This window comes from Kibdelosporangium persicum, assembly GCF_013280595.1.
Classification (GTDB): Bacteria; Actinomycetota; Actinomycetes; order Mycobacteriales; family Pseudonocardiaceae; genus Kibdelosporangium; species Kibdelosporangium persicum.
This window is the reverse complement of sequence record NZ_JAAATY010000016.1, coordinates 20520-32433: the sequence shown is the minus strand read 5'-3', so window position 1 is coordinate 32433 and position 11914 is coordinate 20520. Positions and strand designations below refer to the sequence as shown.

Sequence of the window (11914 nt, the reverse complement as noted above, 5' to 3'; positions counted from 1 at the left end):
TGCGCCGGTGACGACGAACGAGGATCGCCCCAGGGAGAAGCAGCGGGGCCCAGTGACCTTGCGCCGTGGGCGCAGCGAGGAACCGACCACCACAGACCAGCGTTTGCTCGATTCGCGTGGCCCGTCGGCGTGGGTGCACACCGACCCGTGGCGTGTCATGCGGATCCAGGCGGAGTTCGTGGAGGGCTTCGGCGCGCTCGCCGAGGTACCCCGCGCGGTGACCGTGTTCGGATCCGCCCGCACCCCTCGTGACCACCCCGAATACGAGCTGGGCCGGAAGATCGGCGCCGCGCTCGCCGAGGCCGGTTTCGCGGCCCTCACCGGTGGCGGGCCGGGCACGATGGAAGCGGTGAACCGGGGTGCGTCCGAAGCGGGCGGCCTGTCGATCGGGCTGGGCATCGAGCTGCCGTTCGAGCAGGGCCTCAACCCGTGGGTCGACCTCGGCGTGAACTTCCGCTACTTCTTCGTCCGCAAGACGATGTTCATCAAGTACGCGCAGGCCTTCATCTGCCTGCCGGGCGGCTTCGGCACCCTCGACGAGCTGTTCGAGGCGTTGACGCTGGTGCAGACGAAGAAGGTCACCAAGTTCCCGATCGTGCTGTTCGGCAGCGAGTACTGGGGCGGACTGCACGCCTGGCTGCAGGACGTGGTGTTCAAGACCGGCAAGGTCGGCGAGCGTGACCTGGCGCTGATCCACGTGACCGACGACGTCGACGACGCGATCAGGGTCGTCGAGGACGCCTACCGCGCATGGGAGGAAGTCCACTAGTGCGTGTCTGCGTTTTCTGCGGCTCGCAGCCGGGCCGCAGGCCCTTGTACGCCTCCGCTGCCGCCGACCTGGGACGACTGCTGGCCAAACGCGGCATCACCCTGGTCTACGGCGGCGCGTCCGTCGGCACGATGGGCGTGATCGCCGACGCGGCGCTCGAGGCGGGCGGCGAGGTGATCGGCGTGATCCCGGTGAGCATGATGGATCGCGAACTCGCGCATGAGGGCCTGACCGAGCTGCATGTGGTCGGCAGCATGCACGAGCGCAAGGCGCTGATGGCCGAGCTGTCGGACGGGTTCCTGGCGATGCCCGGCGGGGCGGGGACGCTGGACGAGCTCTTCGAGATCTGGACGTGGGCCCAGATCGGTATCCACAGCAAACCCATTGGGATCGTGGATATCGACGGGTTCTATCAGCCGCTGGTGCGGATGGTCGAGCACATGGTGGCCGAGGGTTTCATCCGGTCCGGATATCGCGAGTTCATCACGGTCGACCCGGACCCGGTCAAGATCCTGGACACGTTCGCGAACAGCGCCACTTGACCACCCACCCCACTTGACCACCCACGCCACCCCGTGTCCACCATTCCAGCACCCCGTGTCGCACGTTGCGGCATGTCGTGTCCGCCTTTCCGGCACCATGAAATTTTCTCGGGCATGGCGTGTGGCGGCGGCTGACTTCCGCCGGGGATTTCACTGTGCCGGAAGGTGCGTTTCGCGGTGCTGGAACGTGTGTTTCGGGGTGCTGGAAGGTGTGTTTCGGGGTGCTGGAACGTGTGTTTCGGGGTGCTGGAACGTGTGTTTCGGGGTGCTGGAATGGTGGACACGGCGAGGGCCCGGCGGAGCCGGGCCCTGGCGTTCCGGTCACATGTCGCGGTCGTCAGCCTGCGAGTTCCCGCAAGGTGCTGAGTGATGGTGCGAAGGCATAAACGGTCCCCTCTGTGCGCACGAACTGTGCGAAGTGCAGTTTCCTGCCGCTGGGCAGGGTGTCCAGTTTCAGGGTGACGTCGCTGTCCACGCCGATCACCGGGTCGGTTCCGGTTTCGGCCTGGAGGAAGTCCCTGTTGTTGATCCAGGCCTGCTGCAGGAACTCGAACTGGAAGGCGAGATCCGACATGTAGGCGATGAAGACCAGCCCGCGGTCCGCGTCCGGGCCGTGGCCCTGGCCCGCGGCCGGGTCGAAAGGCTGGCCGTACGGGATTCCGCGGCGGATGATCCGGCGGACGTCGGCCGGTGCGAAGTCGCCGCCGATCCCGTCGCGCGGGTTGGTCTTCCGGATGTGGGCGAAGTGCGGTGTGGTGTGGCCTTCGCCGTCCTCCACGTAGCTGATCAGGTTGTCGTCCGGCGCGCCCGGTTTGGTCGGTGGTTCGGCGTTCGGGTTGTGCGCCACCGACGCGCCCGAACGCCACCTGCCGACCGCCCGGGCGGCCAGCCATTCAGTGCCGGTGCCGGGCGGCAGTTCGACCCCCTCCTTGTCGAGCTGCCTGCGCGCGGCACCGGCCTGCGCCCACCACGCCGGCACGTCCTGTGCGAGCCGGCGGACCACCTGGAACGACCCGTTGCGGGTCCATTCCGGCAGCTGGGGCGCGTCCCCGGTCAGTTTCGGGTGCCCGAGCACGAACTCGCCGGCCGGCAGGATCCGGGTGCCCGGCTTGCCGTCGACGTGGATCGGGTCTCGTGGGTCGGGCCGGTCGAAGTCACGGACGCCGGGCTGGCTGATGCCGTCCTTGAACCCGAAGTGCTCGTGTCCCCTGCGTTCGCCCGGCAGGGTCGCGCCGACCTGCTCGAACGTGACGGTCAGGCCCGCGCGGGCGGCGGCCACCCGCAGTTCCGAGGCGCGGACTTCGAGTTTCGCCTGGTCGTCGGACGCGATCGTGAGCACGGCGTGCACCGGTTGGTCGGCGCGACCGAACAGCCATTCCTCAGGTGCGCTGTCGCCCTGGTCTCCGTTGATCTCCGCACGGGCGAACGCGCCCTGTACGAACGCCTGTACGCCGTCAGGTTCCTGGTCGGGTAACGGCTCGGTGCCCATCAGGAATTTCAGGCCCGGGTACGTCAGGCTGACGTTCATCCACGTCGCGCTCAGCCCGGCCGGGTCCGTGCCCGCGAGGGTGTGCCTCGCCGTGCTGTATTCGGCGTTGAACGCGGCGACCTGGCGGGTCGTCGAGATCTGCGGGATGAGCCGGCGCAGCCATTTTCGGACGGGTTCCGGATCGTCCGGGAAGCGCAACATCAGGACGGTTTCGTGATCTTTCCGGAAACCGGCGAGAATGTCGCCCTGGATATCGTCCGAATAGCGGAGCGGCAGTTTTCGGGCAGCCGCGTCCGCACCGTGGTCACTCATGAATCCCCCTGGATTCCCCCGGTGGCGGTGGACGGCTCCCCATTCGCCGTCCCCTACTTCCAGTGAGCCCGAGCCGGGCAGCGGCTTCAAGTCAGTTCACTCGAACGGCCGAATAACAGGCCAATTGGCTCTCAATTGACGTACACAGGGGCGCGAGTGGGACGTGTGATTCGTCCGATCTTGTGATCACCATTCACAAGATTGGCTCAGTGGGCTGTGGTATAGGCAGGTCAGGCCGCGTCCGGCAGCTTGTGGTAAACGTCCACGTATTCCTGGCCGGACAGTTCCATGATCGAATACATGATCTCGTCGGTCACCGCGCGGCGAATGGCCGGTGAGGCCGCCATGCCGTCATACCGGGAGAAGTCCAGCGGTTTGCCGATCCGGATCGTCACCCGGCTCGGCCGGGGGAACCGCTGACCCGGCGGCTGGATCCGTTCGGTGCCGATCACGGCCATCGGCACGACGGGCGCGTTGCAGGACAGCGCGAGCTGCCCGACACCGGTGTGGCCACGGTGCAGCCGCAGGTCGCGCGAGCGTGTGCCCTCCGGGTAGATCCCGAACACGTTGCCGTTCGCCAGCACATTGCCGGCCACCTCCAGCGCCGCCACCCCGGCACGCGCCTGACCACGCTGCACGGGCACCTGGCCGATGGCACGCATGAAGGCCGCCCGGACCCGCTTGTACGGCGAACGGCCGAGGAAGTACTCCTCCTTGGCCAGGAAGTTCACCTGCCTGGGCACGACCAGCGGGATCAGGATGCTGTCGAACACCGAGAGGTGGTTGCTCGCCAGGATGACCGCGCCCTTGGCCGGGATGTTCTCCAGGCCTTCGACCTTCGGGCGGAACAGCACCTTCGCGATGAAGGCACAGACAGCACGCAGCGCGCGGTAGAACAAGGAGGGCCTCCTGCGGTGGGGGATACGTCCACTGTAAGAGGCGGAGTGTCAAAACGGTGGTTTCGAGGGCTTGGTCGCGCTGGTTATTTACGCCACGCAACACGCCCGACATCGCCCTGAGCCACGACGGCGGCCGAGGCCGGTCACGCGCCGTGAGGCGGCCTGCCCACCCCGCATGGCACGATCAGACAGTGCGACCCCTCAAGTTCGGCACCCGTGAGGTGGCCCAGGACCGCGCGTTGGTGATGGCCATCGTCAACCGCACCAGGGATTCCTTCTACGACCGCGGTGCCACGTTCAGCGACGATGCCGCGATGGCGGCGGTCGCGGCAGCGGTGGCGGACGGCGCGGACATCGTGGACATCGGCGGTGTGCGGGCGGGGGCACACGGCGAGATCGTGGACACCGCGGAGGAACTGCGCCGGATCGTCCCGTTCGTCGCGGCTGTGCGTGAGAAGTTCCCCGACGTGGTGATCAGCATCGACACCTGGCGGCACGAGGTCGCCCAGGCCGCCTGCGAGGCCGGTGCCGACCTGCTCAACGACACGTGGGCGGGCGCCGATCCGCGGCTGGCCGAGGTCGCGGCCGAGTACCGGGTCGGGATCGTGTGTTCGCACACCGGGGGAGTGCCGCCGCGCACGGACCCGCACCGGGTGCGGTACCTCGACGTGGTCGCGGAGGTCGCCGACGAACTCGTGCGGCGCGCGAACCGGATGGTCGAGCTCGGTGTGCCCGTGGAAGGCGTGCTGATCGACCCGACGCACGACTTCGGCAAGAACACGTGGCACGGCCTGGAGTTGTTGCGGCGCCTGGACGAACTGGTCGCCACCGGCTGGCCGGTGCTGATGGCGCTGTCCAACAAGGACTTCGTCGGGGAGACGCTCGGCGTCGAACTGTCCGACCGGGTGGACGGGACCCTGGCCGCCACCTCGGTCGCGGCATGGACCGGCGCCCGCGTCTTTCGTGCCCACCAGGTGCGGCAGACCAGGAAGGTGCTCGAAATGGTCGCCAGCATCGCGGGCACCCGGCCGCCTGCCCGAGTCCTGCGGGCGCTCGCGTGAACCCAGCCGCACGGGCGTGGTTCGAGTCGAGGACCTGGCAGGAGCCACAGTGGACAGTGGACGAGCTGTCCGGGCGCGACCGCACGGTCAGTGTGGTGTTGCCCGCGTTGAACGAGGAAGCGACCGTCGGCGACGTCGTGCGGACGGTCCGGCCGTTGCTCGGTGTCCTGGTGGACGAGATCGTGGTGATGGATTCCGGGTCCACCGACCGGACCGCGGAGGTGGCCACCGCGGCGGGAGCGAGGGTGGTGCGGCGGGAGGACGTCGTGCCGGAGGTCGAACCGTTGCCTGGCAAGGGCGAGGTGTTGTGGCGCTCGCTGGCCGCGACCTCCGGTGACCTGATCGTCTTCCTGGACGCCGACCTGGTGGACCCCGATCCGGCGTTCGTCCCCGCGCTGCTCGGACCGCTGCTGACCGAGGACGTCCACCTGGTCAAGGGCTTCTACCGGCGGCCGCTCAGGCTGGAGACCGAGGACTACGGCACCGGCGGCGGCCGGGTGACCGAACTGCTGGCCCGGCCGTTGCTGAACGCCCTCAGGCCGGAGCTTTCCGGGCTGGTCCAGCCTCTTGGCGGGGAATACGCGGCGACGCGGGAGCTGCTGGAGTCGGTGTCGTTCGCGGCGGGGTACGCGGTGGAGATCGGTATGCTGCTGGACGCGCATTCCGCGTTCGGCCTGGACGCGATCGCGCAGGTCAACCTGGGTGTCCGTAAGCACAGGAACCGGAACCTGCTGCAGCTCGGCGTGATGGCCAGTCAGATCCTCGGCGCGATGCTGCGGCGCTGCTCCGTCGACAGCGCGACTGAGCTGACGCAGTTCGTGCAGGTCGCGGGAAAGTGGCTGCCCGACACCAAGGCGATCGAGGTGGCGGACCGCCCGCCGATGCGGTCAGTCCGCGCGTAGCACCATCTCGACTTCCATGATCGACTCGTCTCGTGGCAGCGGGCCGCGCCTGCCTGTCCGGACGAACCCGAGCTTGGCGTAGAAGCGTTCAGCCGCCGGGTTCTTCTCGCCGACCCACAGCGTGACGGTCTTCCCCTGCGCCCACTCCAGGACCGCGCCGACGGTCTCGGCGGCCAGGCCTGTGCCTCGGGCACGCGGGTCCGTCCAGATCCTGATCAGTTCGACCTCGTCGCCCTCAAGGGGGAATGCCGAGGCGATCGCCTGCACCTCGCCGTTCCGGCTGCCCAGGAAGACCACCGAGGTGGTCAGCCTCCGGCGCCAGTCCGCTTCGGTGCTGTCGACCTCGTCCCGCAACGTCGACCCGAACGCGTCCGGCGCGTCCGCCAACGCGGCCAGCCGGATGTCACGGAACGCCGCCCAGTCGTCCGGCGACGCCTGCCGGACCTCGTTCATCCGGCCAGCACGGCCGAGTAGTCCACAATAGACTCACGGACCTGGTCGAGCGTGACGTGCAGCTTCTCCAGCATGCCCATATCGAAGCCTGACGCACGCCATTTGTCGAACGAGATACCGAACCCCAGCCGTTCCCACAGCTCGGCGTTGCGTTTCTCGTGGGCGCCGAACGGTTCGAGCAGCACGGCCGGGGTCGCCGACCACAACGAGTCCAGCAGGGTGCCGCCGCCGGGCTTGCTCACGGTCGCGACCACGGAACGTGTCAACGAGAACGAGCCGTGATGTCCCTGGCCGCGGGTGAACGTCGCCGTGCCGTCGACGATCTGGCCGAACGGCGGGTAGCCGTCGTCCAGCCACGGGTGCCACTCCGGGTCGATCATGAAGTGCCGGATGCCGGGATCGGACGACACATCACGCTGTTCGTAGGCGACGACGTCCAGGCAAAAACCATGAGCCCGCAACTCGGACGCGCGTTCCCGGTACGTGCCCATGCCCCAGCCGCCGCCGTGCACGAGAAGCCGTCTGTCGCGTGATTCCCACGGGATCGGCGCCTCGCGTGTCACCGGGATGCTGAACGGCAGTGTGCCGCGATCGGCGTTGGCGAGCCAGATCTCCCGTGGCGCCAACGTGGTACGAACCTTCTGGAACGAAGGTGAGACAACGGAATCCACGTGGCACACGTCGACGTCGACGGCGCCGTACTGTTCCAGGATCGGCAACCAGAACCCGGAGAACACCACGAACCGGCGCACATCCCGGGCACGCCACGACTCCAGCATCGCCGCCTGGGCGTCCGGCGGGACGGCGACCGAGGCGTCCCTGGCCACCCGCTGCCCGGCCAGCGCCACCCGGAAGTCGCGGTGGAACGCCCACTTCATCTTCGTCGTGGTCGCCAGGGTCTCCGCGGGCAGCATGCGTTCCAGCACCGACACGGTGACCTCGGCCCCGCGTTCGCGCAGCCGGTCGGCCAGCACCAGACCGGGTACGTGCACGCCAAGGGCCACACCGGAAGTCAGGATCTCGATCACAGCCGCGCCGCCGCGTCGGTCAGGCCACGGGTGATCAGCCGGTGCATGGTCTCGTCGGAGTTCCCCCGCGGCACGGACTCGACGAGCATGATCAGGTACAGGTACACCTTGGCGAACGCCAGCCGGAACGCCACCGATTCGGTGAACCGCAGCGGCCCGTACCCGGCGAGGAACGCCTTGTCCTGCCGGATGTCCCCGAACAGCGCCAGCGACACGAACTCGGCGACCGGGTCGCCCCAGAACGCGCGCTCGCCGTCGATCAGGCCGGTGATCCGGTCCTCGTCGATCAGGATGTTGCCGTCCCAGAGGTCGAAGTGCACCAGCACCGGCTGCGTGACGTCGTCGAAGTACTCGGAGTCCAGCGCGGCCACGATCCTGGCGGCCGGAACGGGCAGTTCGACCGAGTACCGCGCGGCATCGTCGAGCACGGCCATGACCATCGCGCGGAACGCGTCCCGCCAGGACGACTGGAGCCCCATCTGCGGATAGCCGAAGCCGGTGCCGGTGATCCGGTGCAGCCCGGCGACGATCCCGCCGAGCTGCCCGCGCAGCTTCGCCTTCTTGTCGTCGGCAGGCTTGCGCGGATACCACGGGTTGCCGGGGATCTCGGTCATCAACAGGAAGTCCTGCTCCGCGTGGATCAGTTCGGGCACGGGCAACCCAGCAGCCTCGCGGTAGAACATCGCCTCGGTGCCCATCAGGCCACGCTCGTAGGTCAACGAAGGCGAAGCCGGATCGGGCGCGACCTTGAGGATGTACCCAGCGTCGGCCGTACGGATGCGGTACGCCGTGTTGTACGTGCCTTCGGCCAACTGCTCTCGGATCCGGACCTGCTCAGGATCGACGCCACACGTCTTCAGCACGTTGTCCAGCTCGTCGGACGACAACACCCGCTTGGTCACGAAACCTCCGAAACTAGGGAAACCCGCCAGGGCAACGCGTCGCACACGGCCAGCACCCGTTTCTTGGACCAGCCGACACCGTCCCCGCTCAGGTGGGCGAAGAGTTCGCCGGAATCCGTGCGCCGGGCCCGGATGCCCAAGTCGCCCGCCTGCCCGGTGTCCTTGGGTCCGGCGGCGTCGACCACGGCGCCGGTCGCTTCGCCGAACCGCAGCGCCTGCGGGCGGGCGTCGGGGACGTACTCGATGAACGGGCTCGGCGGGCCCAGTGCGTCGACCAGGATGTGTTGCTGGGCACCGAGGACCACGTCACGGACCGCGGCGACGTACTCACCGGTCAGCGATTCGGGCGGTCGTGGCAATGGGATGTAGGCGGGAACTGTGCACGGTCCCGGCAGCCTGCGCCATTCCGTGCGGTTCCGGCGGCTGAACAGCGTGTTGACCATGACGCTCTCACCAGGTCCGAGATACGGCAGCATCGCGGACGTGAACCCGGCGAGCAGTGAGACGAACATGGTTCCGCGGTGCCTGCGGGAGAACCGCTCCACTTCGGTCGCTTCGCCGGCGTCGAGAATCCGCTGCCGGAAGGCGAAGTCCCCGGCCGGTGTGGTGGAGGGTGCGGCGAACGGGCCGGTGAACCGTCCCCACCACGCCTCCGCTGCCTGCCGGCCGTCGGCCACCAGACGTGCCTGGTCCTCGGCGTACTGCCAGAACTGGGCCGGGGGAGCGGGCAACGGGCCCCGGTACAACGCGGCAAGCTCGTCGAGCAACACCCACAACGTCACCGGGTCGGCCATCATGTGATGGATGTGCAGGCACAGCATGTGCTGGTCGGCGGCGACACGCTTGAGCCGCACCCGTAGCGGGCTCAGCCGCGACGATTCGACGGGGACGTGCAGCAACTCGGTGTCGTCGAAGGTTTCCAGGTCAACCGAGACGTGCGGACGGATGACCTGCATGCCGTCCTCGACCCGGGTGCGTAGCAGGTCGTGCCGTGCGACCAGGTCCCGCACCGCCTGCTCAAGCCGCCGGACGTCCAGCGGGCCGCGGATGTCCACGACGGCGTTCATGGTGAACCACGGCCCGAGCGCGAAACCGGGCCGTGCGGCGTCCAAGGTGTACGCGAACCGTTGCCAGATCGCGGTCGGTTTGATCATCGGACCAGAGCTCCCCGAGCGGCCGCGTGGATCGCGGCCATCAACGCGATTCGCTGCCCGGGCTCGTCGTCGGCGGTGAACAACCGGTCCAGTTGCGCGTCGTAGTAGGAAACCGGTCCGAAGGCACGGACTTCCGTCTTCGAGCCCTTGATCACCAGGTTCAACGGCAACGGCGCCACGATCGGCCGGAGCAGGTTACGCAGCCGCACGGACGCGTGGTCGAAGAAGAACTCCACCTCGGCGACGTGTCTGGCACCGACGAAACACTCCAAAGTGGCCTCCTTGCCGTCGTCCCACCGCAACGTGGCCAGGAACGACGTGTCAGTGCCGTGTGGACCGTCGAATGAGGACTCGCCGTCGCCCGCGGCACCGGCCAGGCCGACGGTCGACTGCACGGCCTGAAGCCAGTAGCTCGCCGAGTCGAAGAAGATCCCGCCGCCCAGTTCCGGACGGGTGCGGTAGCTGCCTTCGGCCGGCGTCAGGAACTGGATCCGGGTGTTGATCCGGCGCAGCGGACCGAACTCGCCGGTGCCGATCATCTGCCGGACCGCCGCCTGCCACGGGTGACCGGCCGTCGGGATCGCCTCGGCGACCTGCACGCCGTTGGCCCGTGCGGTGCTGCTGATCTCCGCGTACTGCTCGGCCGTCAGGCACAGTGGCTTCTCGACGATGACGTGCTTTCCCCGTGCTGCGGCACGGACGGCCCACTCGTGGTGGGCGGAGTTGTGGAGCGACACGTACACCACTGTGACATCCGGATCACCCAACAACGATTCGTAGTCGTCGTGTACGCGAGGGATGCCGTTCCTGGCAGCGAATTCACGGGCACGAACGACATCGCTTGCCGCCACCGCGCGGACATGGACGTCGTCCCGGCGGCTCGCGGGCGCGAGTATCGCGCGCTCGGCGATCTTCGTCGCCCCGATCAGGCCGATGTCAAGCCGCATGGGCGACTCCTCTGACCGACATCCCGGCAGCCGCGACGGCGTCCAGCAAGTGCTGCCGTAAGGCATCAGGATGCTGCGAAATCAAGGCGAAGTAGACTCGCCCGCCTGGTGCCGTCAAGGTGCTGCCGTTGAGGACAAGCACACCTTCACGTTCCCCGCCGGTGTAACGCGTCAGCGCCCCGCACAGGTCCGCGATGCCGCCACCAGCCGGGACGTTCAGCTCCAGCTGCGTGAAATGCGCGGCCAGGCCGTGTGTGGCGGCGCGTTCGTTCAGCACCAGCGAGAGCAACCCCAAGGAATGTCGGGCGTTGATCTCCAGCAGCGGCACGAGCGTGCCGTCCCGCAGCATCATGGAATCGACACCGGCCGGGCCGTGGTATCCCGCCTGGGCCAACGCCTCCGCGACCGAGGCGACGACGTCGTGGTAACCCCTGTCCGCCAGGAACTCGACGAAGTCCGATGTGGCCGGTGACGAACCCATGTGCCGCAAGCCCCGATTGGTCATCACCTGGATGCCGCGGTGGTGCCACGTGCCGTCCGGCGAGATCCGGACGTGCGCGGAGAAATCCCGCCGCACGTCGTACTTCTCCTGGACCACCAACTCGATCCGCTTGCCCTGCCTGGTCAGGGTCCGCTCGATCGCCCGCAGCACGCCCGGCGATTCCACGACCAGGGCGGCCCGACCGGAAACCCCGTACGGGTCCTTGACGACGGCCGATCTGTGACGCGAGACGACCTCGGACAGCTCGGCGACAGACCGGACAACCGTCCCCGTGCCGGGCAGATCGAGGTCGGCAGCCAGTGCGTTCGACCAGGTCTTCGAGTTCACCTGGGCCACGACAGCGGTGTCAGGCAACGAATCCGACAGGTGTGCGGTCGCCGGGAGAACCGCATACGGCTCGACGTCGTAGCCAGTGACCAAGTCCCGGGAGACGTTCCGTTCGAAAGGCTCGTGCGGACCGTCGACGGCGACGTGCTCGAACGTGATCCCGGCGGCCGCCAGTCCGTCCCGGACCGCGCCTGCCATGGGCCTCCGGGTGATCAGCCGGTCGTCCGGCGAGCAGAACCCCGCGAGGAGTTCGTCCATCGTGGCGACGGCGTCGTCGGAACCGGCACGGCTGATGGCGGGAAGCGTGGCGAGATCGGCGGGACGCCACCATTTCTCCGCGTCGAACGTGCCCAGCCTGGCTGAACTCATCCGGCCGCCACACGGTTCATCGAGCCGATGAACGCGGCGAACTGGCCGACCGACCGCAGGTGGTCGAGTTCCAGCGTCTCGTAGTCCAGTTCGATGTCGAACGCGTCCTCGATGCCCAGCAGGAACGAGATCGTCTGCAACGAGTCGAGCCCGTACTCCTCGACCAGGTCCGCGTCCGAGCGGATCTCGGCGGGCGTGATGCCGGACGCCAGCACGCCCGCGAGCACGGTCTTGATGGTGGACTCGGTGTCGGACATG

General features: G+C 68.1%; 13 protein-coding genes. 4 read left to right on the top strand and 9 right to left on the bottom strand.

Going from position 1 to position 11914, the window contains the following annotated elements; translation table 11 throughout:
• Positions 1 to 7 precede the first annotated feature (7 nt).
• A complete protein-coding gene (locus GC106_RS26185; protein ID WP_312872852.1) occupies positions 8 to 769 on the top strand; it encodes an LOG family protein in 762 nt (253 codons plus the stop codon).
• On the top strand, positions 751 to 1311 hold the full coding sequence (locus GC106_RS26180) for an LOG family protein (protein WP_173136013.1): 561 nt from the start codon (positions 751 to 753) through the stop codon (positions 1309 to 1311). Before GC106_RS26185 ends, GC106_RS26180 begins: the two co-directional genes overlap by 19 nt.
• Positions 1312 to 1648: 337 nt before the next feature.
• Here GC106_RS26180 and GC106_RS26175 read toward each other — a convergent pair whose 3' ends face one another.
• Together GC106_RS26175 and GC106_RS26170 are read right to left on the bottom strand one after the other, a co-directional pair.
• On the bottom strand, positions 1649 to 3112 hold the full coding sequence (locus tag GC106_RS26175) for a Dyp-type peroxidase (RefSeq protein ID WP_173136011.1): 1464 nt from the start codon (positions 3110 to 3112) through the stop codon (positions 1649 to 1651).
• 230 nt (positions 3113 to 3342) lie between these two features.
• Positions 3343 to 4011, bottom strand: a complete 669-nt coding sequence (locus tag GC106_RS26170; protein WP_173136009.1) for a lysophospholipid acyltransferase family protein — start codon at positions 4009 to 4011, stop codon at positions 3343 to 3345.
• Positions 4012 to 4256: 245 nt separating this feature from the next.
• On the opposite strand from GC106_RS26170, the gene folP reads away from it, so the two are divergent.
• Both folP and GC106_RS26160 read left to right on the top strand, forming a co-directional pair.
• Complete coding sequence (folP, locus tag GC106_RS26165; protein ID WP_173136305.1) at positions 4257 to 5072, top strand: dihydropteroate synthase; 816 nt, start codon at positions 4257 to 4259, stop codon at positions 5070 to 5072.
• Complete coding sequence (locus tag GC106_RS26160) at positions 5069 to 5974, top strand: glucosyl-3-phosphoglycerate synthase (RefSeq protein WP_173135953.1); 906 nt, start codon at positions 5069 to 5071, stop codon at positions 5972 to 5974. Before folP ends, GC106_RS26160 begins: the two co-directional genes overlap by 4 nt.
• Here the strand turns inward: GC106_RS26160 and GC106_RS26155 are convergent.
• The 7 genes from GC106_RS26155 to GC106_RS26125 are packed head-to-tail and all read right to left on the bottom strand — an operon-like array spanning position 5960 to position 11913.
• Positions 5960 to 6427 (bottom strand): GNAT family N-acetyltransferase, encoded by a 468-nt coding sequence (locus GC106_RS26155; RefSeq protein WP_173136007.1) that lies wholly within the window; start codon positions 6425 to 6427, stop codon positions 5960 to 5962. The genes GC106_RS26160 and GC106_RS26155 overlap by 15 nt on opposite strands.
• Entirely contained in the window at positions 6424 to 7455 is a 1032-nt protein-coding gene (locus tag GC106_RS26150) for a glycosyltransferase family protein (RefSeq protein ID WP_173136005.1), read from the bottom strand. The genes GC106_RS26155 and GC106_RS26150 overlap by 4 nt, the downstream gene beginning before the upstream one ends.
• A complete protein-coding gene (locus GC106_RS26145; protein ID WP_173136003.1) occupies positions 7452 to 8357 on the bottom strand; it encodes a phosphotransferase family protein in 906 nt (301 codons plus the stop codon). The genes GC106_RS26150 and GC106_RS26145 overlap by 4 nt, the downstream gene beginning before the upstream one ends.
• Positions 8354 to 9511 (bottom strand): condensation domain-containing protein, encoded by a 1158-nt coding sequence (locus GC106_RS26140; RefSeq protein WP_173136002.1) that lies wholly within the window; start codon positions 9509 to 9511, stop codon positions 8354 to 8356. Before GC106_RS26140 ends, GC106_RS26145 begins: the two co-directional genes overlap by 4 nt.
• Positions 9508 to 10458, bottom strand: a complete 951-nt coding sequence (locus tag GC106_RS26135; protein ID WP_173136000.1) for a Gfo/Idh/MocA family protein — start codon at positions 10456 to 10458, stop codon at positions 9508 to 9510. Before GC106_RS26135 ends, GC106_RS26140 begins: the two co-directional genes overlap by 4 nt.
• Entirely contained in the window at positions 10448 to 11656 is a 1209-nt protein-coding gene (locus GC106_RS26130; protein ID WP_173135998.1) for a hypothetical protein, read from the bottom strand. The genes GC106_RS26135 and GC106_RS26130 overlap by 11 nt, the downstream gene beginning before the upstream one ends.
• Positions 11653 to 11913, bottom strand: a complete 261-nt coding sequence (locus GC106_RS26125; protein WP_173135996.1) for an acyl carrier protein — start codon at positions 11911 to 11913, stop codon at positions 11653 to 11655. The genes GC106_RS26130 and GC106_RS26125 overlap by 4 nt, the downstream gene beginning before the upstream one ends.
• Position 11914 lies beyond the last annotated feature (1 nt).